The organism is Actinomadura sp. KC345, from assembly GCF_004348515.1.
Classification (GTDB): domain Bacteria; phylum Actinomycetota; class Actinomycetes; order Streptosporangiales; family Streptosporangiaceae; genus Spirillospora.
Genome location: NZ_SMKH01000061.1, coordinates 1 through 23,549, shown reverse-complemented (window position 1 = coordinate 23,549; position 23,549 = coordinate 1). Strand labels below are relative to the sequence as shown.

12 protein-coding genes are annotated in these 23,549 nt (G+C 72.3%); 7 read left to right on the top strand and 5 right to left on the bottom strand.

Features of this window, described 5'->3' with window-relative positions:
• Positions 1-145 precede the first annotated feature (145 nt).
• A complete protein-coding gene (locus E1281_RS13125) occupies positions 146-12,142 on the bottom strand; it encodes a non-ribosomal peptide synthetase (RefSeq protein WP_131877809.1) in 11,997 nt (3,998 codons plus the stop codon).
• Positions 12,143-12,265: 123 nt separating this feature from the next.
• Between E1281_RS13125 and E1281_RS13120 the strand changes: the two genes are divergently transcribed.
• Positions 12,266-13,576: a salicylate synthase gene (locus E1281_RS13120; RefSeq protein ID WP_279433611.1), complete on the top strand. Its 1,311-nt coding sequence runs from the start codon at positions 12,266-12,268 to the stop codon at positions 13,574-13,576.
• Positions 13,577-13,597: 21 nt separating this feature from the next.
• Here E1281_RS13120 and E1281_RS13115 read toward each other — a convergent pair whose 3' ends face one another.
• A complete protein-coding gene (locus E1281_RS13115; protein WP_131877807.1) occupies positions 13,598-13,969 on the bottom strand; it encodes a YciI family protein in 372 nt (123 codons plus the stop codon).
• Positions 13,970-14,218: 249 nt separating this feature from the next.
• Between E1281_RS13115 and E1281_RS13110 the strand changes: the two genes are divergently transcribed.
• Positions 14,219-15,430, top strand: coding sequence for an FAD-dependent oxidoreductase (locus tag E1281_RS13110; RefSeq protein WP_131877805.1), 1,212 nt, complete (start codon positions 14,219-14,221; stop codon positions 15,428-15,430).
• Between the two features lie 9 nt (positions 15,431-15,439).
• Positions 15,440-16,390 (top strand): sigma-70 family RNA polymerase sigma factor, encoded by a 951-nt coding sequence (locus E1281_RS13105; RefSeq protein ID WP_131877803.1) that lies wholly within the window; start codon positions 15,440-15,442, stop codon positions 16,388-16,390.
• A 140-nt stretch (positions 16,391-16,530) separates the two neighbouring features.
• Here E1281_RS13105 and E1281_RS13095 read toward each other — a convergent pair whose 3' ends face one another.
• The 3 genes from E1281_RS13095 to E1281_RS13085 all read right to left on the bottom strand — a co-directional run bounded on the left by E1281_RS13095 (position 16,531) and on the right by E1281_RS13085 (position 18,949).
• Positions 16,531-18,000 carry a DUF4303 domain-containing protein gene (locus E1281_RS13095; protein ID WP_131877799.1) on the bottom strand — a complete coding sequence of 490 codons (1,470 nt, stop codon included), beginning with the start codon at positions 17,998-18,000 and terminating at the stop codon, positions 16,531-16,533.
• A 113-nt stretch (positions 18,001-18,113) separates the two neighbouring features.
• Positions 18,114-18,518 (bottom strand): hypothetical protein, encoded by a 405-nt coding sequence (locus E1281_RS13090; RefSeq protein WP_131877797.1) that lies wholly within the window; start codon positions 18,516-18,518, stop codon positions 18,114-18,116.
• A complete protein-coding gene (locus E1281_RS13085; RefSeq protein ID WP_131877795.1) occupies positions 18,515-18,949 on the bottom strand; it encodes an ATP-binding protein in 435 nt (144 codons plus the stop codon). The genes E1281_RS13090 and E1281_RS13085 overlap by 4 nt, the downstream gene beginning before the upstream one ends.
• A 543-nt stretch (positions 18,950-19,492) precedes the next feature.
• Between E1281_RS13085 and E1281_RS13080 the strand changes: the two genes are divergently transcribed.
• The 4 genes from E1281_RS13080 (at position 19,493) to E1281_RS13065 (ending at position 23,335) form a co-directional block, all read left to right on the top strand.
• Positions 19,493-20,962 carry a hypothetical protein gene (locus tag E1281_RS13080; RefSeq protein WP_131877793.1) on the top strand — a complete coding sequence of 490 codons (1,470 nt, stop codon included), beginning with the start codon at positions 19,493-19,495 and terminating at the stop codon, positions 20,960-20,962.
• Between the two features lie 37 nt (positions 20,963-20,999).
• Positions 21,000-21,395 (top strand): hypothetical protein, encoded by a 396-nt coding sequence (locus E1281_RS13075; RefSeq protein WP_165958899.1) that lies wholly within the window; start codon positions 21,000-21,002, stop codon positions 21,393-21,395.
• Between the two features lie 62 nt (positions 21,396-21,457).
• Positions 21,458-21,913: a hypothetical protein gene (locus E1281_RS13070; protein ID WP_131877789.1), complete on the top strand. Its 456-nt coding sequence runs from the start codon at positions 21,458-21,460 to the stop codon at positions 21,911-21,913.
• Positions 21,914-22,453: 540 nt separating this feature from the next.
• Positions 22,454-23,335: a helix-turn-helix transcriptional regulator gene (locus tag E1281_RS13065; protein WP_131877787.1), complete on the top strand. Its 882-nt coding sequence runs from the start codon at positions 22,454-22,456 to the stop codon at positions 23,333-23,335.
• Positions 23,336-23,549 lie beyond the last annotated feature (214 nt).

Below are 23,549 nucleotides of genomic sequence, written 5' to 3'. Positions count from 1 at the left end.
TGCGCATAAGGACCGGTGTCCTTCCACATTTCTCAGGGGGAGCCACAATGGAGTTTCCGACCGAGATCTTAGGTTAGGCTCACCTAACCATGCAATGGGTCCGGGGGTATGAGCCGCCTCACGGAAAGGCCCACCGCAATCGGGCTCACCGCAATCGGGCGAGAAATCCCGCCACGGTCGGCGCGGCCATCAGGGCCGCGATTTTCGCGGATTCGCACCCGGGCTCCCTCCTGATCCTCCGGACGAGTTTCATGGCGAGCAGCGAATGGCCGCCGAGGTCGAAGAAGTCGTCGTCCGGGCCGACCTCGGGGACGCCGAGTTCCTCGGCGAAGATCCGGCACAGGACGGCCTCCCGGTCGTCTCCGCGCCTCGCCTCCGCCCCGCCCGCCGGCGGGGCCGTCCCGGCGGTCACGGCGCGGGCGGTCGGCACGGCGGGAAGCGCGCTCACCCTGACGCCGGGGTCGGCGGCGACCGCCTCCAGCAGCGCGACGAGGCCGTCCGCCAGCGCGGCGATCGTGCTGCGGTCGAACAGGTCGGCGGAGTAGTCGACGATCAGCCGCATCCCGTCCGTCCCGCCGGCCTCGCGGAAGATGAAGTCGAGGTCGAACTTCGCCGCGCCCGGCCCGAACAGCGCCTCGCGCTGTTCGAGCCCGGGGAACCGGACGTCGCCGACCCCCTGGTTCTCGTACCCGACCATCACCTGGAACAGCGGGTTGCGTCCGGGCACGCGGCGCGGCCGCAGCGCCTCGACGACGGCCTCGAACGGGAGGTCCTGGTTGGCGAGGCCCGCGAGGTCGGCCTCGCGGACGCGGGCGAGCAGCTCGGCGAACGCGGGGTCGCCCGACACGTCGGCGCGCAGGACGAGCGTGTTGACGAAGAAGCCGACGAGGTCCCGCGCGGCCTCCTCGGTCCGTCCGGCGACGGGGCTGCCGAGCGGGATGTCGTCGCCCGCGCCCGTACGGTGCAGGAGCGCGGCGACGGCGGCCTGGCAGACCATGAACATGCTCGCCCCGGAGTCGCGCGCGACACCGCGCAGCCGCCGCGCCAGACCGGCCGGCAGGTCGGCGGTCAGCGTGCCGCCGTGCTGCCCGACGGTGCCGGGCCGCGGCCGGTCCACCGGAAGCGGGATCTCCTCCGGGACTCCCGCCAGTGCCCGCGCCCAGTGGTCGAGCTGCCGGGCGTGGACGCTCCCCGGGTCGAGCGGGTCGCCGAGCAGCTCCCGCTGCCACAGCGCGTGGTCGGCGTACTGGACGGGGGGCGGCTCCCACGCGGGCGCCTCCCCCGCCAGCCGCGCCGTGTACGCCTCGGCGACGTCGCGGGCGAACGGCCCGAACGACCATTCGTCGAACGCGATGTGGTGGAACACCGCGAGCAGCAGGTGCTCGCGCTCCCCCTCGGGGAAGACGGCGACGCGCAGCGGGATCTCCTTGGCGAGGTCGAACGGCCTGGCGATGACGTCCTCGGGCGGGCACGTCGCCACCTCAAGGACGGGACGCGCGTCCTCCGGGCCGAGGATCCGCTGGTACGGGACGCCGTCGTGCTCGGCGAAGACCGTCCGCAGGCTCTCGTGCCGGGCGGTGACGTCGGCGACCGCGGCTTCGAGGGCCGCGAGGTCGAGGTCGCCGCGCAGCCGGACGGCGAGCGGCAGGTGGTAGGCGCCGCGCGGCCCGTCGTCCTCGCGGAGGAGCTGGTCGAGCAGCCACAGGCGGCGCTGCGCGGACGACAGCGGCACGCGTTCCGGGCGGTCCCGCGGTTCCAGGACGGGCCTGGCCGCCGCGCCGGCGCCGCGGTGGACGCGCCCGGCCAGTTCCGCGACGGTCGGCGCCTCGAACAGGTCGCGGATCGCCAGCTCGGCGCCGAGCACCTTGCGCGCCCGGCCGACGAGCCGGGTCGCCAGCAGGGAGTGGCCGCCGAGGTCGAAGAAGTCGTCGTCGATGCCGGCTCCGGGGGCGTCCAGGACCTCGGCGAACAGCGTGCACAGCAGCCGCTCGACGGGCGTGCGGGGCGCGCGGCCCGGCCCGCATCCCTCCCGCCGCGTCCTGTCCTGACCCGGGTCGGGGAGGGCGCGGCGGTCGAGCTTGCCGTTGACCGTCAGCGGCAGCGCGTCGAGGGTCATGATCGCGCTCGGCACCATGTATCCGGGCAGCCGCGCCTTGAGCGCCTCGCGGACCCGCCCGGCCAGTACGCCGTGGTCGCGGGCGGCGACGGGGTCGTTGGCGTAGGACGCGGGCGGGCGTCCGGGGTCGGGCGCGAGCGCGGCCGCTCCGCCGCCGAACACGGCGTCGTAATGCCCGATCCGGTCGGACGGCGTGAGGACGGCGTCCGGACACATCGCGTGCAGCGTCTCCGGCTCGATCCCGCCGGGCGTCGCGGAGAGCATCGCGCGGGCCTCGTCCGGCGCCGCCCCCTCGCGGAGGGCGTTCAGCGCGGCGACCTCCCCGGACAGGCGCGGGTCGGGTATGCCGCGTACCCGCAGCGGGCCCGCCGGCCTCGCCTCCAGATCGTCCAGGCCGCTCCAGTCGATGACCGGTGTCTCCGGAGCGGGCGTCACGGACTTCCAGAGGACGACGTCGTAGCGGTGGCGGGTCAGCTCGTTGTGGCGGGTGCCGCGCTTGGTGAGCACGTCGACGCGCGCGGGGCCGTCCAGGGCGGTGAAGAACGCGGGGTCGAGGAGCAGTTCCTTCTCCATGCGGACGGCGCGTTCGACCGCGTCCAGGTCGCCGCCGCCGCGTCCCAGCTGGATCGCCGCGTGCAGGCAGCGGACGGTGCGCAGGTCGCGGACGTCGCCGAGGAACAGCGCGCCGCCGGGCGCGAGCAGCGCCATCGCCTTGCCGATGACGTCCCGCAGGTAGCCGGGGCCGGGGAAGTACTGCGCGACCGAGTTGACGACGACGGTGTCGAAGTGGCCTTCGGGCAGCCCGCCGGTGTCGTGCGCGGGCCGGTGGCTCAGCCGCACCGGGGAGTCCGGGCCGAGGTCGGCCCGGAGTTTCGCGATGACGGGCTCGGAGAAGTCGGTCCCCCAGTACTCCTCGCTCTCGGGCGCGAGGCGGGTGAGGATGAGGCCCGCGCCGACGCCGATCTCCAGGATGCGGCGGGGACGCAGGGCGCGGATCCGTTCGACGGTCGTCTCCCGCCATTCCCGCATGTCGTCCAGGGGGATGGGGGCGCCGTCGTAGCTGCTGTCCCAGCCCGCGAACTCCTCCTGGTGGACGACGGTGCCGACCTCGGTGTACTCGGCGTCGTAGATCTGCCGCCATTCGGCGATCTGCTCGTCGGCGGCGCCCTCGCGCGCGCCGTCCGGGACGAGGTAGCCGACGAGGCGCTTCACGCCGGGGACCCCGGTCTCGGCCGCGACGACCGCGGCCTGCCCGACGCCGGGCTCGGCGGCGAGCGCGGTCTCGACCTCCTCCAGCTCGACGCGGTAGCCGCGGATCTTGACCTGGTCGTCGGTGCGGCCGAGGAAGTCGATGTTGCCGTCCTCGCGGACCCGGACGAGGTCGCCCGTCCGGTACATGCGCGAGCCGGGCGGGCCGGACGGGTCGGCGACGAACCGCTCGGCGGTGAGGGCGGCGCGGCCGAGGTAGCCGCGGGCGAGGCCGGCTCCCGCGATGTACAGCTCACCGGGGGCGCCGGGCGGGACGGGACGGAGCCGCCCGTCGAGGACGTAGCCGCGGGTGTTCCAGATCGGCTTGCCGACGGTCGGGGTGGCGCTGTCCTCGGTGCCGCCGCCGAGCGTGTTGATGGTGTACTCGGTGGGTCCGTAGAGGTTGTAGCCGAGGACGCCGTCCGCCTGGGCGAGGCGGTCCCACACCGACGTCGGGACGGCCTCGCCGCCGAGGAGGACGAGCGGCGGCCGGTGCTCGCCGTCCAGGAGGCCCTCGTCCAGGAGCTGCTGGGCGTAGGTCGGGGTCACGTTGATGACGTCGATGCCGTGCTGCCGGAGGTAGGCGGTGAGCGCTTCGGCGTCGCGGCGGAGATCCTCGTCACAGACGTGCACCTCGTGGCCCTCGATGAGCCAGAGCAGCTCCTCCCACGACATGTCGAACGAGAACGACACGGTGTGGGCGATGCGCAGCCGGCGCCCCGCGGACTCGACGACGGGGTCGAAGATGTTGGCGCGGTGGTTGAACTGCATGTTCGTGAGGCCGCGGTAGGGCGTCACCACGCCCTTCGGGCGTCCGGTCGAGCCCGAGGTGTAGATGACGTAGGCGGGGTGGTCCAGGCGGCCGGGCGCGCCGGGGGCGAAACCTGGCAGTTCTTCCGGGGCGAGGTCGTCGCCGGGCAGGTCCGCGAGGGCCTGGGCCGTGTCCGGGTCGTCGAGCGCGAGTGTCGTGCCCGCACAGGTGAGCCCGGCGGCGATGTCGCGGTGCGAGACGAGGCAGGCCGGGTCCGCGTCCTGGAGCATGTAGTCGAGCCGGTCGGCCGGGTAGTCGAGTTCGAGCGGCAGGTAGGCGGCGCCCGTGCGCAGGACGGCGAACAGCGCGACGACCATCCGCGCGGAGCGGGGCAGCGCGAGCGCGACGACCCGTTCGGGTCCGGCGCCGTGCGCGAGCAGAAGGCGGGCGAGCCGGTTGACCTCGGCGTTCAGCTCCCCGTAGGTGAGGCGGACGCCGGGGAGGGAGACCAGCGCCAGGTCGTCCGGCCGCTCCGCCGCGCGTTCCGCGAGCAGCTCGGCGACCGTCAGCTCCGGGACGTCGCGGCGGGCCTCGTCCCACTCGCGCCGCAGGCGGTCGTGCTCCTCGGGGACGAGCAGGTCGAGGCCGTGCCACGGCGTCTCGGGCGACTCCGCGAGCGCCTGGAGCACCTGCACGTACCGGTCGGTGACGCGTTCGGCCTCCGCGCCGGTGAACGCGTCGCCCCTGTACATGACGCGCAGTCCGGCGCCCGGCTCGACGACCATGGTGATCGGGTAGTGGGTGGCGTCGCGGACCTCGCGTCCGAGGACCCGCAGGTCGCCGTCCGGGCCGAAGCCGCGGCCGGTGGGCATGCCCGGGAAGTTCTGGAAGACGAACAGCGTGTCGAACAGCGTGCCGAGCCCGGTGGCGCGCTGCACGTCGGCGAGCGCGACGAAGGAGTGGTCGAACAGCTCCGACCGGGCGGCCTGGACGCGGTCGAGAACGGACGCGAGCGCGTCCGCCGGGGCGGCCCGCACCCGGACCGGGATGGTGTTGAACAGTAGGCCGACCATGGATTCGACACCGTCCACGTCCGGGTGGCGGCCGGACACGGAGGCGCCGAACACGACGTCGTCGCGTCCGGTCAGGCCCATCAGGACCAGGCCCCACGCGGTCTCGAAGAGCGTGCCGGGCGTGACGCCCCGGTCCCGGGCGGCGGCGTCGAGGCGGTCGGCGAGTCCGGGCGGCAGCGGGCGGTGCACCTCCCCCGCCGCCGCGAGGTCGGCGGGACGGTCGACCAGCCCCGGGCGGACGAGGGCGGGCTCGTCGAAGCCGTCGAGCGCGCGGCGCCACGCCTCCACGGCGGCGGCCTTGTCGCGCCCGTTGACCCAGTCCAGGAACGCGCGGAAGTCCGGCACGGGACGGGCGGCCTCCGCGGCGGCGTCGGTGTAGGCGCCGAGCAGCGAGGTGACGAGCAGGCCGCCCGACCAGCCGTCGAGCAGGATCAGCTCGGAGGTGAGGATCAGGCGGTGGTCGCCGCCGCCGAGGCTGGCCAGGGCGAAGCGGATCAGCGGCGGTTCGGCCGGGTCGAACGGCTCGGCGCGCTGGGCGTCGACGAACGCTTCGAGTTCGTCGGCGGGCACCTCCGCATGCGTCCACGGGACGTCGAACCGTTCGGGGACGAACTGGACGGCACGGTCTCCGTCCGTCCGGAATCCGGCGCGGAGGTTGGGGAACTTCTCCAGGACGGCGCGGACCGCGTCCGCCATCCGGTCCGGGTCGACCGGCCCGGACAGTGTCACCACGGCCTGCTGCACGTAGATGTCGCGGCCCTCACCGGCGAGCATCAAGTGGAAGAGCAGGCCTTCCTGCAGCGGCGAGAGCGGCAGTTCGCCCGGCGTGCCGGTTTCCGGGGCGGCACCATCTGGAGCGGCGCTCTCCGGAGCCGGTGGGGCGGCCGCCTTCGCGAGGGCCTCGACGGTCCGGAGCCGGAAGACGTCCCGGACGGTGAACGACAGCCCGGCCCGGCGGGCGCGGGCGACGAGGAGGGCCGCGCTGACGCTGTCCCCGCCGGTGCGGAAGAAGTCGTCGTCGGCGCCCACGCCGCCGCGGCCGAGCACGGACGCGGCGAGGCGGGCGAGGACGCGTTCGGGCCCGGTGGCGGGCGGCCGCCCGGCGGCGGGGCGTCCCGGCTCGGGCAGGGCGCGCCGGTCGACCTTGCCGTTCGGGTTGAGCGGCAGCTCGTCCAGGACGACGAGGTCGGCGGGGACGAGGTAGTCGGGCAGGAGCGCGCGGAGGCGCTCGTCCAGTTCCCCTGTGTCGACGTCCCCGACGACGTATCCGGCGAGGCGGGAGCCGTGCGCGGCGACGGCCGCGGCCCGGACGCCGGGCTGGGCGGCGAGCGCGGCCTCGACCTCGCCCGGCTCGATCCGGAAGCCGCGGATCTTGAGTTGCGCGTCGGCGCGGCCGAGGAAGTCGAGCCCGCCGTCCGGGCGGCGGCGCACCCGGTCGCCGGTGCGGTAGAGGCGGGAGCCGGGCGGGCCGAACGGGTTCGCCACGAACCGCTCGGCGGTGCGGGCCGGGTCCCCCAGGTAGCCGCGGGCCAGCCCGTCGCCCGCGAGGTACAGCTCGCCGACCGGGACCTCGCGGAGCGAGGAGTCCAGGACGTGCGCGCGGGTGTTCGCGATGGGGAGCAGTCCCCCGCCTTCCGCGATGAGGCTGTCCCCCGCGGCCTCCGAGCACCCGTAGAGGTCGACCAGCCTCGCCGGGACCCGCTCGGCGAGCGCGGCGGGCAGCGCCTCGCCGCTGCTGATCCAGGTCGTGACGGACGGCGGCGGCCCGTTCTCGACGAGTGCCGACAGCAGGCTCGGGACGAGCGTGACGAGCCCGGCTCCGTGCCGCTCGATGAAGGCGGCGAGCGCGACGGCGTCGGCGGCGGTCGCGTCGTCGGCGACGACGACGGTGTCGCCCGCGGCGAGGCCGCCGAGCAGTTCGGTCGTGCCGTCGATGAACGCGGGCGAGCTCTTGGCGACGCGGACCCCCGGCTCGGCGAGGCCGGCGCCCCAGGCGAGCCGGTTGGCGAGCGCCCCCTGCGTACCGACGACGGCCTTGGGCGTCCCGGTCGAACCGGACGTGAAGATGACGTACGACGGGTGATCGGGGCGGATCTCGGGCCGTGCGCGGCGGGGCGCGTCGCGGGGCGGCTCGTCCCGGCCGAGGACGAGGAGCGGCCGCACGGCGTCCAGCATCGCCTCCACCCGGGCGGGCGGGTACTCCAGGTCGATCGGCAGGTAGGCGGCGCCCGTCTTGAGCACGGCGAGCAGCGCCACGGCGAACTCGTCCGAGCGCGGGAGGGCGAGCGCGACGACGCCCTCCGGGGCCGCGCCGGCGGCGGCGAGCCGGTCGGCGAGCGCCTCGGCGCGGCGATCGAGCTCGGCGTAGGTCAGCGCGGTGTCGCCGAAGACCACGGCGGTCCTGTCGGGAGTCCGCGCGGCCTGCTCCTCGACGAGGGCGGCCACCGTCCGCACGGGCAGCTCGACGGCGGTGTCGGGGTGCTCGACGGGGGCGCCGAGCGTGGACAGCCTCCGTCCCGGGTCGGCGGCGACCTGGGCGAGCAGGGCGTCCAGGCCGCCGAGGAGCCGCTCGACGGTCGCGGCGTCGAAGAGGTCGGCGGCGAACGCGGCGAACCCCTCGACCTCGTCGGCGCCCTCGGCGAAGTACAGGTCCAGGTCGAACTTCACACCGCCGGTCTCGGGCAGGAACGGCTCGGCCCGCACACCCGGCAGCGCGAGCCGCACGTCGTCCAGCCGCTGGTGGACGATCATCACCTGGAACAGCGGGCTGCGGGCCAGCGAACGCTCCGGGGCGAGCCGGTCGACCACCCGCTCGAAGGGGACGTCGGCGTGGGAGAACGCGGCGAGGTCGGCGGCGCGCACCCGTTCGAGCAGCTCGGCGAAGGAGGGGTCGCCGGACAGGTCGGTGCGCAGGACGAGCGGGTTGACGAACACGCCCACCAGCTCGGCGAGGTCCTCGTCGGCGCGTCCCGCGATCGGCGATCCGAGCGCGATGTCGTCGCCCGCGCCGGACCGCTGCAGCAGTGCCGCGACGGCGGCGTGCAGGACCATGAACACGCTGGTGCCGGTGTCGCGCGCCAGCCGCCGCGCGCCGGCCGCCGGGAGCCGGAACGGGACCAGGCCGCCCCGGTGGCTCGCCTCGGCGGGGCGCGGCCGGTCGAACGGCAGGACCGTCTCCTCGGGCAGCCCGGCGAGCGCCTCCGCCCAGTGGTCGAGCTGGGCGGTGGTGTCGGGTGCCGCTTCGCGCTGCCAGGCCGCGTAGTCGGCGTACTGGACGGGCAGCGGCTCCCAGGCGGGCTCGCGTCCGTCCCGCCGGGCCTCGTAGGCGCGTGCGAGGTCGGCCAGCAGGGGCGTGAACGACCATTCGTCGGCGGCGGCGTGGTGCAGCAGCAGGATCAGCGACCATCCGGTGTCGCCCGTCCGGATGAGCGTGCCGCGGATCGGCAGGTCGCGTCCGATGTCGAAGGCGTGCGCGGCGGCGTCCCGCTCGATGGCGGCACGCCGTCCCGGGGTCTCGGCCCGCGCGTCGACGACGGCGAGGCGCACCGGGACCTCCGGTCCGAGGACGCGCTGGACGGGCAGGCCGTCCGGCCCTTCGACGAGCAGGGTGCGCAGCGCCTCGTGGCGGGTGACGACGTCGGCGAACGCGGCGTCCAGGGCGGCCTCGTCCACCGGGCCGTCCAGGCGGAGCCCGAGCGGCAGCGCGTACGAGGAGGAGGGGCCGCGCAGGCGCTCCTCCAGCCAGAGCCCCCGCTGCGCCGCCGACGCCGGGACCGTCTCCGACCTTTCCACGTCGCGGACGCGCACCGTGTCGGTTCCCGCCAGCCGGGGCGCCAGCGCGGCGACGGTCGGCGCCTCGAACACGTCCGCGATGGACAGGGTCCCGCCGAGGACGGCGCGGGCCTTGGCGGCGACGCGGGTGGCCAGCAGGGAGTGCCCGCCGAGGGCGAAGAAGTCGTCGTCGATGCCGATCCCCTCGACGCCGAGCAGCTCCGCGAAGATCGCGCAGAGCGCCGCCTCGCGGGCGTCGCGCGGGGCCCGGCCCGAGACCTCCGCCTCGGGGGCGGGGAGCGCGGCGCGGTCGAGCTTGCCGTTGACCGTCCGGGGCAGCGCGTCCAGGGCGACGAGCGCGGACGGCACCATGTACTCGGGCAGCGCGCCGGCGAGCGCGTCGCGCAGCGCCGCCTCGGCCCGGTCGCCCTCGGTGCCGGGGCCGCCGTCGGGGACGTAGTAGCCGACGAGGCGGGGTTCGCCGGGACGGTCCTCGCGGACCACGACGGCGGCCTGCGCGACGCCCGGCCTCGCGGCGAGCACGGCCTCGGCCTCGGCGGGCTCGATCCGGAACCCGCGGATCTTCACCTGGTCGTCGGTGCGGCCGAGGTACTCGATCGCCCCGTCGCGGCCGCGCCGCGCGAGGTCGCCCGTCCGGTACATGCGCGAGCCGGGCGGGCCGTACGGGTCGGCGACGAACCGCTCCGCCGTCAGGCCGCGGCGGCCGGCGTAGCCGCGGGCGAGCTGCGCGCCCGCCAGGTACAGCTCGCCGGGGACGCCCGGCGGCACGGGACGCAGCGACGCGTCCAGGACGTGCGCGCGGGTGTTCCAGAACGGGGTGCCGATGCCGGACGCGGGCAGGTCCGCGGACGTGGCCCAGATCGTCGCCTCGGTCGGCCCGTACATGTTGGTCGCGAGCGACGCCGACGCCTCCAGGGACTCGGCGAGCGCGGCGGGCAGCGCCTCACCGCCGACCAGCACCCGCAGCCCCTTCAGCGCGGCGGGGTCGAGCGTGCCGAGCAGCGACGGGGTGCCCTGCACGACGGTGGCGTCCGCCAGCAGCGCGGCGAGCGCGGCCGGGTCGCGGACGGCCGCGCGGCCGGCGAGGACGACGGTCGCACCGCTGATCAGCGGCGCGAACAGCTCCAGGGCGGCGATGTCGAACGCGATCGTCGTCACCGCGACGAGCCGGTCGCCCGCGTCCAGGTCCAGCTGCGCACGTGTGGTGAGCAGGAAGTTCGTGAGCGCGCCGTGCGGGACGGCCACGCCCTTGGGACGCCCGGTCGAGCCGGAGGTGTAGATCACGTAGGCGAGGTCGTCCCCACGGGGTTCGGCGGGCGGGGCCGCCGGCGCGTTCCCCCCGAGGTCGTCGATGACGAGGAGGTTCGCCGTCTCGGGCAGCAGGCCCGCCGTCTCGTTCGCGACGATCACGCAGAGGGGCCCGGCGTCGTCCAGCATGTAGGCGAGCCTGCCGGCGGGATGGTCCAGGTCGAGCGGGAGGTACGCGGCTCCCGCCTTCAGGACGCCGAGCAGTGCCACGGCCAGGTCGGGCGTGCGCGGCAGAGCGAGCGCGATGACGCTCTCCGCCCCGGCGCCGCGCGCGCGGAGCTCCGCCGCCAGCGCCGACGACCGCTCGGCCAGTCCGGCATAGCTGAGGGACTCCCCCGCGCACTCGATCGCCGTCGCGTCCGGCGTCCGCGCGGCCTGCTCCTCGAAGAGCGCGACCACGTTCGTGTCCGGAAGGGGGCGGCCGGTGGCGTTCGCGGCCTCGATGAGGGCGTGCTCGCCCCCGTCCATGATGCCGAGGGCGCCGATCGGGCGGTCGGGATCGGCCAGCGCGTCGGCCAGGAGCGTCTCCAGGTGGCCGAGCAGCGCGTCGACGCGCTCGTCGTCGAACAGCTCGCGGCGGAACGTGGCCTCGACCGTCATGCCCTGAGGCCGGACGAACGCCTCGAGCGACAGGTCGAAGTGCGTGGTGCCGTTGTGGACGTGCGTCCAGCTCGACGTGATGCCGGGCAGGTCCAGCTCGCCGATCTCCTGGGCGAGGAACAGCAGCATCGTGTCGAAGAACGCGGAGCGGCCGCGTGCGCGGGCCGGGCGGAGCTCCTGGACGATGCGGTCGTAGGGCAGGGCCTGGTGCGCGAAGCCCTCGGCGCACGTGCGGCCGGTGCGGCGCAGCGCCTCCCGGAACGTCGGCGTGCCCGTCAGGTCGGTGCGCAGCACGAGGGTGTTGCCGAAGTTGCCGACGAGCCGCTCGACCGCGGCGTGCTCCCGGTTCATCACCGCCGACCCGATCGCGACGTCGCCGGCGCCCGTGTAGCGGTGCAGCAGGACGGCGTAGGCGGCGAGCATCACCATGAACGGGGTGAGGTTCTCGTCGGCGGCGAGCTTCTTCATCCCCTCGGTGACGGCGTCGTCGAAGACCCGTGCGCGCCGTCCGCCGCGCTCGGACACCGCGGCGCCGCGCGGACGGTCGGCGGGGAGGTCGAGCGGCGCGGGCGGCGGGTCGAGGCGGGCCCGCCAGTACGCGAGGTCGTCCTCGGCGACCGGCCGCCGCTGCTCCCACTCGGCGTAGTCGGCGTACTGGACCTCCAGTGCGGGAAGCCCATCCGGCTCCCCCGTCACGGCCGCGCGGTAGAGGGCGGACAGGTCGCGCGACAGGGAGCCCCACGTCATGCCGTCCCACGCGATGTGGTGCACGACCAGGACGAGCGCGTGCTCGTCCTCGCCGAGCCGGAGCAGCTCCAAGCGGAGGGGCCGCTCGCTCCGCAGGTCGAACGGCACGGCCGCCAGCTCCGCCGCCCGCCCGCCGGCGTCCGCGCAGTCGGCGGGCTCCAGCTCCAGCGAGTCGTCGTCCCCGACGATCTGCACGGGACCGGCGTCCTCCCGGTCCGCGTAGGTCGTCCGGAGCACGGCGTGCCGCCGGATCAGCCCGCGCAGCGCCTCCCGCAGCGCGGGCGCGTCGAGCGGGCCGGACATGCGTATGAGCAGGCAGACGTTGTAGGCGGGGCTGTCCGGGAACGTCCGGTGGTGCAGCCACATGCTCTGCTGCGCGTACGAGAGCGGCGCGGGCCCGCCCGCCGGTCTCGGGGTGAGCCCCGCGGTGTCCGGGCCGAGTCCCCGCTCGGCCATCATCCGCCGCATCAGTTCGCGTCGCCGTGCCGCCGTCGTCTGCTCCTGCACGCTCAACTCTTTCGTTGTCGGCTTCGCCACCGCCGGTTAGGTTAGCCTTGCCTATGAAAATCACACAAGGTTAGCCTTACCTAAGTTTTGCGCCCCCCGGCCCGCGAAAGGGAGTTGGCCGTCTTGTCCTCTGGTCTCCGCACTGATGCCGAACCCGCCGAGCTGGTGGTCGAGTGCACCTCGGACCCGCTCGGGCTCATGGCCCGGCTGGCCGGATCCGGGCTGTTCGACGACCACGTCGTGTACGAGGGCTCCGGCCGGTGGACCTTCGCAGGCGGCACGCTCGCCGAGGTCGTCCTCGACGCCGGAACCGTCCACGCCCGCTGGCCGGGCCGCCCCCCGCTCGGCCGGACCTGGACGGGACGGCCCGCCGACGCGCTCCGCGACACGTTCGCCGAGGCACCGCTCCCCGCCTGGAACGCCTACGGCTGGATCGCGTTCGAGTTCGCCGCTCCCCACCCCGCCGGACGCCTGGCGCACCTGATCGTCCCCCGGACCGAAGTCCGCATCGAGGACGGCCGCGCCACCGTCACCGGCGTCGACCCGGCCGAGACCGAACACGTCGCCAAGCTGCTGACCGACGCCGCCGCACCGCCCGTGGCCGCCCCGTCACCCGTCGACGTCCGGGGCGGCGGCGCCCCCTACCGCGCCCGGGTCGCCGAAGCCGTCGCGGAGATCAACGCGGGCCGCTACCAGAAGGTCATCGTCTCCCGCCGGCTCGACATCCCCTACCCCGTCGACGTCGTGTCGACCTACGTGCGCGGGCGCCGCGCGAACACCCCGGCACGCTCGTTCCTGCTCGACCTGGGCGGCCTCCAGGCCACCGGCTTCAGCCCCGAGGTACTCGCGAGCATCGACGCCTCCGGCCGCGTCATGACCCAGCCCCTCGCCGGCACCCGCGCGTTCGGACTCGGCACCGCCGACGACGCGCGCACCCGCCACGACCTGGAGACCGACCCCAAGGAGATCTACGAGCACGCGGTCTCCGTCCGCACCTCCCAGGAGGAGCTGTACCGGGTCTGCGACCCCGGCTCCGTCCAGGTCACGGGCTTCATGACCGTGAAGGAGCGGGGCAGCGTCCAGCACCTCGGCTCCAGCGTCAGCGGCGTCCTCGCCCCCGGCCGCACCTCATGGGACGCCCTGGACGCCCTGTTCCCCGGCGTCACCGCGTCCGGCATCCCGAAGCCGGACGCGATCGAGGCCATCACCCGCCTGGAGGAGCGCCGCGGCCTCTATTCGGGCGCCGTCGTCACCGTCTCCCACGACGGCGCCCTCGACTCTGCCCTCGTCCTGCGCGCCCTTTACAGCGAGAACGGCCACGCCTGGCTCCGCGCCGGCGCCGGCATCGTCAGTGCCTCCACCCCCGACCGCGAATACGAGGAGACCTGCGAGAAGCTCTCCAGCATCGCCCCCCACGTCGTCCCGCTCGCGTAGGGGGAGACTCCGGCACGCCTCCTACGGCTGCTCCGGCACCTCCTGCAGGGCCCGCACCTCGATCCGGCCACCCAGCGCCTCCGCGCCCTGCGTCGCCCACTCGATCGCCGCTTCCTCGTCGTCCGCCTCGATGACCCAGAATCCGCCGAGGTACTCCGCCGCCTCGACGAACGGGCCGTCGTTGACGACCGGCGCATCGCCGGTGCCGTCCACGGTCTTGGCGGTCGAGGGCGGCTGGAGCCCGCCGGCGGCCACCAGGGCTCCCCGCTCCTGGAGGTCGGAGATGAACTTGCCGGCCTTCGCCATCGTCTCCTCGAGCTCGGCGGGGTCCATGGTCGCCATCGTCGGCTCTTCTTCGGAGTCGTGCGGCAGGCTCAGGAAGTACTGGGGCATTGGTGCCTCCTCATGTCGGGCTGTCACGGAACGCCGTTGCCGGCAACGCTTACACCGACGTAGACCACGCCAATGTACGGAACTCACCGGTGACGCCGAGGAATCTTCGTCAAGGCGAGACACCGGGCGACCGGTTCACGGCGCGATCGCCGCCGCGCTGTGACCCATGCCACAACAAGTTCCTGTCAGGAATCGGGACGCTGCCCCGCTCAGGTCGCAAAGGGCGGAACGAACCGAGAGGAGCAGGACGTGAAGCACCGCATCGTCGTCCTCGGCGCCGGCTACGCCGGGGCCTACGTGGCCGGGAACCTGGCCCGCCGGCTGTCCCCGGCCGACACCGGGATCACAGTGGTCAACGCCGTGCCGGACTTCGTCCAGCGGCAGCGGCTGAACCAGCTGGCGGCCGGCCGGGAGATCGAGGCTCCCAAGCTCACCGACGTCTTCGCGGGCACGGGGATCCGGCTGCGCCTGGCCCGTGTCACCGCCGTCGACCCCGAACGCCGGACCGTCGCGGTGGCCGACGCCGGCGGCGGCGGCGAGGTCGGCTACGACACGCTCGTCTACGCGCTCGGCAGCCACGTCGCCGACCAGGCCGTCCCCGGCGTGGCCGAGCACGCCTTCGACGTCGCCGCCCGTCCCTCGGCGCTGCGCCTGCGCCGGCACCTGGACGGCCTGGAGAGGCGGGACGGAGGCGGGAGGGTGCTGGTCGTCGGCGACGGGTTCACGGGCATCGAGACCGCCACCGAGCTCGCCGAGTCCCGGCCCGGCCTGTCGGTGGCGCTGCTCGCCCGCGGCGAGCTGGGCGCCCGGCTCTCCGCCGGAGCCCGCGGCCACCTGCGCCGGGCCTGCGACCGGCTGGGCGTCGCCGTCCTGGAGCACACCACCGTCGAAGCCGTCGAGGCCACGCGGGTGCGGTGCGCCGGCGGCACCGTCCTGACGTCCGACGCGACGGTGTGGACGGCCGGTTTCGCGGTCGGCCCCATCGCCGCCGCCGCCGGTCTCACGGTCACCGAGGACGGCCGGATCGTCGTCGATCGCACCATGCGGTCGGTCTCGCACCCGGAGGTCTACGCCGTCGGCGACAGCGTCCACGTCCTCGGCGACAACGGCCGGCCGCTGCCGATGAACTGCGGTTCGGCCGGCTACACCGGCCGGCAGGCCATCGGGGCGATCGTGGGACGCCTCACCGGCCGCGAGATCGCGAACATCAGGCTGCTCTACCGGTACAACGCCATCAGCCTCGGCAGGCGGGACGGGATCCTGCAGTTCATCGACGATGCGGCTCAGGTGAAGCCGAGGTACATGGGCGGCCGGAAGGCCGTGCGGGTCAAGGAGGGCATTCAAAGGGGGGCGCTGTGGGGCACCTCGCACCCGACCTTCTTCCTGCCGAAGCGCAGGCGCCGCCTGACCGCGGCGCCGGGCGCGGCCGCCGCGCCCGCTGAGACGCCGGCCACCGCCTAGGTTGTTCGCGTGGACGGTACCGCCACCGACCGCTTCGACGCCGACCGGTTCGAGGCCAGCCGGAACCGGCTGGCCTCGCTGGCCTACCGGATGCTGGGCACGGCCGCCGACGCCGAAGACGTCGTCCAGGACGCCTTCCTGCACTGGCAGGGGGCCGACCGGCGGCGGATCGACGTGCCCGAAGCATGGCTGACCAAGGTCGTCACGAACCTGTGCCTGGACCGGCTCCGCTCGGCACGGGCCCGCCGCGAACGCACCGCCGGAGCCTGGCTGCCCGAACCGCTTCTGGACGGCGACCCGATGCTCGGACCGGCCGACACCTTCGAGCAGCGCGAATCGGTCTCCCTGGCCGTGCTGACTCTCATGGAGCGCCTGTCGCCCCCCGAGCGGGCCGTCTACCTCCTGCGCGAAGCGTTCTCCTACAGCCACGCCGAGATCGCCGGGATCCTCGGCATGACCGAGTCCACCAGCCAGCAGCACCTCCACCGGGCCCGGCGCCGCATCACCGCCGCGCGTCGCCGCGGCGGCGACGTCGACCCCGTGTCCGCCCGCAGGATCGTCGAGGAGTTCCTCGCCGCCGCCTCCTCGGGCCGCACCGAGCGGCTGATGACGCTGCTCACCGACGACGCGACCGCGATCTCCGACGGCGCCGGCCTGACCGGGAAGCTGCTCCGCTACGACACGCCGCAGGGCATCGCCGCCATCGCGCAGGCCGGCTTCAGACCCGCGCTCGCGAAACGGCGGCTCGGCGGCACGCCCGCCGTCCACTTCGCGCCCGTCAACGGCTCCCCCGCCCTCCTCTTCGCGCTCGGCGACCAGGTCGTGGGCGTCGTGGCGTTCGACATCGCGGGCGGCAAGGTCGCGACCGTGCACGGCATCGCCGCCCGCGCCCGTCTCGCCCGCATCACCGACGCCTGGCGGCAGCACGGACACGACACGACTCTCATCACCCGGTGGTGACCAGCAGACCCCACCACGGCCAATGGCACGCGGGCTCTCTTCGTCCGCCCGTGTCACCGCCTCTGCCTGGCCGTCGGTGCGCTCATCGGTGCACGATGTGCCGATCGCGGTCGCTGGACCGCCCGTGGCGGTCAGGCAGGTCACCGCCGCTGGGAAGGGAGTGACCAGACGTAGACCGGGGGGCCCGAATCGACGTCCCGGCCCGCGGCCGCCAGCCGGCGATCGTCGAGGAAGGTGACGGCGCACATCGCTTCCTGCCACCCCCGCAGCCTGTGCAGGTGCCGGCCGCCTGCGACCTCCCACACGTGAACGTCGCCGCCCGTGTGCGCCGCTGCCAGGAGCGTCCCGTCGGGGGAGAACGCCATGTCGGCGATCTCGTCGACGACACCGGACTCCCCGGACGGCGGCGGCCCGAGCGTCACTCCGTCGGTGACGCCGTCCTCGTGACGCCGCCAGAGCCGGATGAGGCGCGACTCCCCGACGGCCAGGATGCGGTCGTCAGGCGACCAGGCCAGGCGCGGGTCTGCGCCCTGCGGGAAACGGACCGGCTCCCCGTGCGGTGTCCCGTCGGCCGCGTCCAGCAGTTCCACGGCCCGGACCCTGCCGGACGTGGAGAGCGTGAGGAGCGTCCCGTCATCGGAGAGCCGCAGGCCGGACGTGGACCGGCCATGCCGCCACAGCGCCTGCCCGGTGCCGACGGCGTACGCCCGGACGCCCCCGTCCCCGCCTGTGAACACGGTGGCGCCGTCGCGTGAGAGGTCCATGCACCACACCTTCCCCATGCCCATGTCCTGAGCCGCGCCGCCGGGGAGTTCGGCGCGGCGGACGCTCTTGCGGTCGTTCAGCAGCAGGACGCGCCCGTCCGCCGAGATCGCGGTCTCCCAGTAGGCCGTGTCGTGAGCGGTCGAGAGGACCTCGCGGCGACCGTCCACGTCCCATGCGTACAGCTCCCCACCGGAGCCGCAGGCGACCAGCAGGCCGGCGCGTCCCGCGTACGCCAGCCCGGTGACCTGGTAGGCGCCCGCAGGGCCGAGGGTGGAGGGGTCGCCGATCGGCTCGGGAACGGCCAGGTCGGCGGCCAGGCGCTCAAGGGCCGCGGGCGGGTTGAGGCGCTGCGCGTTCGCCAAGATGCTCCGGTCGCTCTGGTCGCCCTCCAGCACGTTGACGACCACCCGCTCGCGCTCCGCGCCATGACCGAAGAACCCCTCCTCGTCCAGCAGGACGAGCGCCCGGAAGAACGCCTCGAATCGGGCATCGACCTCGGCGTTCACCGCGTCGCCGTCGAGTTCCCACGGGTCGTCCCGGCCGTACAGCGCGTCCGTGACGCGGTCGAAGTGCTCGTCGCCGAGCAGGTGGTGCGGCGAGTCCGCCGCGGACCAGCGCAGTTCACCGGCCTCCTGCTCCAGTGGCGCCCCGGACCTCTCGGCGTACTCGCGCGCCACCCGCGTCAGCCCTTCCTCGGACATGCACGTCGGCGCGACGTATTGGGCGAGTTCGTTCGTCAACAGCGCGTAGCAGTAGAACGTCTCGTCCGGGTGCCTCTGGCGGACCTGCTCGAAGGCGGCACGGGCAGCGGCGACCAGGCCCGGCACAAGCTCCTCAGCGGACATTTCACGATCATTCCAGAGGCACCGGACCACCCGCAGTCCGTCAACGCTCGTCGCGCGATCGATGGCTTCCCCGATTTGCCCGTCCCCGCGCCGAGGCGGGCCACGACGGCCGGTCAGAGCATGCCGCGCCTGTACTCGTGGTACCGGGACGTCAGAGTGTCGGTGTCGCAGGCGGGCCACAGGGTCCAGGCACCGGATTCGCGGAGCCGGTAGGCGGCGAGGACATCGGAGACGCCGCGGACCGTGCGGCAGCGGCCGATGCCGCAGGCCGCGCAGACAGGGCGGTCGTCAGGATGCCGCCCGTACCGGTGGATGGTGAGGACGCCGGTCAGCGCCGCGGACGTCGCCAGCGTCAGCGTCCGCGCGTGCTGTAGGAAGAACGCGCTGTGCGGATCGAGGGAGCCGGAGGCGGCCTCGGCGAGCCGGTCGAGAGCGCGCGGATCGGTGCGCATGGCGGCGGTCAGGGCGCACCACACTTGGGCGGCGGTCCATTCGTGCAGATCGCGAGCGCCGCTCATGCGGCCTCGCCCAGGGCGGAGCCGAACTGGGCGGTCACCGTACGAGACCGGTCGTTGCCGAACCACCCCCAGCAGGCGGCGACCAGGGAGACGGTCCGCAGCCCGCGGCCGGACTCGTCGTCGGCTCCCGCATCAGCGGCGACGGGTTCGGACGGGCCGCCTTCGTCGGTGACGGCGACGGTGACCGTGCCGCCCGAGCGGGTGATCTCGACGGTGAAAGCGCCGCCGGGCTGCCCGGACTTGGTGTGCCGCAGCGCGTTCACGACGAGTTCGTCGACGGCCAGGAGCACCTCGTCGAGCTGCGGGCAGCCGTCCAGCAGCGTCGCGGTGAAGCGGCGGGCGGCGCGGGCCTGGACGGGCTCGCCGGGGAAGGCGCGCCGCCAGCGCTGCGTGGTCGCGGGGCCGGGCATCAGCGGTATCGGGTACGACATCGGTTTTCCTCAGCGCGTAGTGGCCGGTTCGTCATCGTGCGTGTTCATGGTGACGGCGCGCACCGCTGTGCACCCACGAAACCCCACGTCAGACCATCGATTCGCACGCCCCGGAGCCGAACGTCGGACGCCGGGACGGCCGGCCCCCGAAACGCGACGCAGGTGAACGTTCACGCGTCGGAACCGTTCGCCCACGCCGAATGGCTCCAGTGGACCCAGGCGACACCCCAGCGCCGGTCAGCCCGCCTCCCCATCCTTTGGATTTGTCCCGCCGCTACGCATACAGCGCCACGAGAACCCCTGCGATGTGCACGAAGAACGCGTCCAGCACATGGCATGCCAGTCGACTCGCCAGAGCATCCACGAACGTCCAGATGCCGAACGTGCAAATTCTGAACGCTCGCGATTACATGGACGGCGGCACAAGGGATGTCGTCCCCGCACATCTCCTCGTCCGACATGTTCCGAAAAGGGCGATAAGTCCACTGTCAGGCTGATCGCGAATATGCAGGACTCCGTCCCCCGGCGGAAAGGGCTGAAAGCGTGGGCGTCGAGAACACCAGCGGGACCGACACCCGCACGGAGAACGCCGAGCAATCACCGCCCCGGGACAATCCACCGGCCCCTCCACCCGACCGGCCGGGATCGCCGGGCCAGCCATCCCGCCTCGAAAGCCTCCGCGCCGCCCGCGAAGCCCAAGAGGCCCGCCGAGCCGAAACCCAGCAGACCGACGAGCGGGAGACCGGCAGCGAGCAGGGCACCGCCCCCGAGAAGGAAGCGGCCGAGTCGCCCTCCGCCGAGGGCGCCAACACGGAGGCCGAGCCGAAGGACGCGGAGGCGACACAGGAGACCGGCCAGACCGGGTTCGAAAGCGACGAGCGCGAGCGGGAGACCGCAGAGGCGCGGCCGGACGGCCTCGGCGAGCAGCCGTCCACAGCGGAAACCAGCGAACTCTCCCCCGAGACCAGCACCGAACGACGCGGTGAAGCCACCGACGACCCAGCCACCACCGAGAGGCCGGACACACCGACCACCCCGCACACCGTCCAAGGCGATGGCGAGGTCGGCGAGCCCCAACCGGCCGCCGGGGAGACCGGGCAATCTGACGGACGCCGCGAGGAGCCCCGCGCCCAGGCGACCCCGGAGAAGAGTCCTGAATCACCGAATGAGCGCGACCTTCCCGAGCCTCGGGACGCACAAGCCGGGGAACCCGAGGACCAGGACCGTCCACCGCTCTCCGGGCAAGACGACCAGACACCCATAGCCGACGACACCGAGACCCGCCAAGAACCTGGCATCGAGCAGCGGCAGCGGAGAGCGGACGATCCCAGCGGTTACGAAGAGGCTCCGCAGGACCAGCCCGCCCCCGGCGATCAGCAGGACGGCAGCACCGAGTCGGGACAGCCCGCCGAGGAACCGGCCCGCGCACCCGACAACCCGCAACCGCCGAACCCACCGGAGATCCAAGTCGCCTGGCCACCGGCCACGGAAGAAGGCCCCACACGATGGACATCCCCGGTCATCCACTTCAACGACCGGACGCCGGGCACTCAACTCGAGAACCATGGTACGAATACCGAAGGCCAACCTGAAAGCCCGCGCACTGCGGACTATGACCCGGACAAATACCGCAACCTACCCGAGCCCATCCGGATCGGAATAGCCGATCGCCCCGACCCGACACCTCCAGAAGATGACCCCGCCGACCGAAACCCGGACCCTGAGGAGGGCCGACGGAACCGATGGGAAAATTACGATCGAGTCAACACCGCGTTCGACGCCACAAAAAAGATCATAAAAGGCGTGAAGGATTTCCAAACGAAACCGCCACCAACGGGAAAGACGGAATCCAGTGCTGGCACCAGCGCAAATCGGCCTGAGGTTCAGAGCGGAAATCCGACCGATCCAGTCAGCAGCGGAATAGTAGTCGCCGCAGTCGTCGTCGGCGGGATAATGCAAGGCTACCGGAGCTACAAGTCGATGAGACGGAGCGAAAATGCCGATAACCGATGACCAGGTCGCCACACTCCGCGCTCAACTCGCGGGGCGAATGGACGAGCACGAACGCCGCCTGGACCAACTGGAGACGGAAGAGGAACAGGCCGGCTACATTGCTCTCGTCACCGCCGCATTTTTTGAAGCTGTTGACCGAAAATTCATCGTCAACGACCAGGTGGCTGAAGAGGCGGAGATCATCGAGTTCATCGCGTATCAGCGCTCCGCACATCCCATCGCCGCCGAACAACTCGACCCCAGTGTCGCCGAACAAGTCCTTCTTCACGCCCTGGGCAAGGGATCGATAGGCGAAGACGTCGATGGCGAGACGCTTCTTGGTACAAAGATCCTTCTGCTGGCTGCCCTGACTGCGGAGGCCGATCTCACTGACGCTGAACTCGAAACCTTCCTAGTGAAGGCGCGCGCCGAGGCTGACGAGCACATCGGCTGACACAGCCGACAATCAGATCGGGTGCCAGAATGACTGCCACTCCCACCATCACAATCAGCGACATGCACGTGGCTGCGTTGCGCACGTTCCTTGTCGATGGCCCTGACATATGGCTGGAAAGGTACGGGGAGAGACTTCAGGGCGAGGTCCAGTCTGGGTTTTCACTCCTGACCTACTACGCGCTGACCAAGGCGGTGCGAATCAAGTTCTCACCGACCTATACATTCCCGCAGGTGATCCGCTACGTCGCTGACCTTCGCCTTAACCTCGGTGAAGGTGCAGCGGAACTGGATCCACGCGTAGCTGAGGGCCTTATCAGGTACACGCTCGGCGACGACACCTACAATGGTCGGCCACCATTCGATGCAGACCAAGTGACCCTGGTGCGCACAGAATTCCACTTGCTGTTGGCACTCATTCTAGAGGCCGACCTCGATGAGGCGGAACTGAAAAACTTCATCGAAGACTCCGCTACCCTCGCCCGGGAGTGGCTTGAGGCACGGCAAGACGCGTCTTAATGCCTGTGATCGGAAACGGCCAACGGGAAGATCAGCGGTCGAGCGGCGTGACTGACGTGGCACTCGAAGGCCACAGCCGAGGGACTGCCTTGAACTGCCGGGCCCCTCGGCGGCGGCCGGTACAGAGACCACGGGATGTTTGGGGGTCTCTCGTCGGCCGCGACTATCTGCCCGTAAGAACTGAACCCACGAAGACGGCACACTACAAACACCGAACACATCGCACCCGACCTGGAGTGAGTGCGCCGCATGACGGTGGTGGACCGCGAGGGTACCGTCCGTCCGAGCGAGTCGGACAGACGGCCGATCCGAAAACGTCGGATAGACGGCCAGGTCAGAGGACTGGCGGCAAATGAACTGGTGCGCGTCGTTCCAGCGATTGAGACACGATCGATTGATTGTCCAGGGACATACGAGCGTGTTCGGTATGAAAGTGTGGCCGTGTTCGGGCTGACCACCCGTTCATTTTCTCGCCGTAGGGCTCGCACTCATGTACATACGGTACTTGGATCGTCACGTTCCCACTCCCCGGGGGTCATCATGGTCAGCCCGTTCGTGCGACGGCATCGACTCGCAGCCGAACTCCGCACGCTTCGCGAAGAGCGCGAGATGACGGCGGACGAACTCGCCAAGCGCATCCACTACTCACGCACGAAGATCAGCCGCCTGGAGAACGCCTACGGCCGCCCCGACGTCGGCGATGTCGTCAAGATCCTCGACGCACTCGGAGTCCCGAATGATCAGTGGACGAGAATGATCCGTCTCGCTACGGCTGCCACTGAAAGGGGATGGTGGGACACGTACGGTGATGCCATGGGTCCCCGTCAGCGCCTCTACGCGGACATCGAGTCCGGCGCCGAAACGATCCGCGGCTACAGCCCTAGTTCCATCCCCGGTGTGCTGCAAACCCCGGAGATGATCGCGGCCATGGTCGACCTTGCGAAGGCCGAAGGCTCGACCGACTTCGCGCCCGCCAAGATGACCAAAGCAAGGCTGCGTCGACAAGAGCAGATCCTGCGACCTGACGGCCCAAGGTATGACTTCATATTGGACGAGGTGGTCCTTCGCCGCATCATCGTCCCCGAAGAGATCTTCGTAGCACAGGTACGTCACATCGTCCGGGCGGTGACCGAAGCACCGCACTTGACCGTGCAGCTCCTGCCGGTGGACGTCAGAGTCCAGGGGTACCTGCTACCCACCGTCCCGTTCTTCCTCTACACCTTCCCGGACGCGGATGATCCTCCAATGACGGTTGTGGATACGGTTACAGCGGACATCGTCCACATCGAACCGCAAGACGTCGAGCGGTATACACGGAGGTATGATCACCTCAGCGGGGCCGCCCTCTCCCCCGAGGCGAGCCTGGCCAGGCTAAACGAAGTGGCGGATCAGCTGATCAAGCAGACGGGATCCGGTGAATGAGGAAGCGTTACTCCCATTGGCGCAAGGCCCAGGGCAGCGAAGCCGGTGCCGAGTGCGTCGAAATAGCATTGGCCACCGACCGCCAGACCGTAGGAGTCCGCGACTCCAAGGAAAATGGCCGTGGCCCGATCCTGGAATTCACACGACCAGAATGGGCTGCGCTTCTGGCGGCGGTCCGGGCGGGTTCGTAAGGCGGCGTCGATCGCTCCTGGTC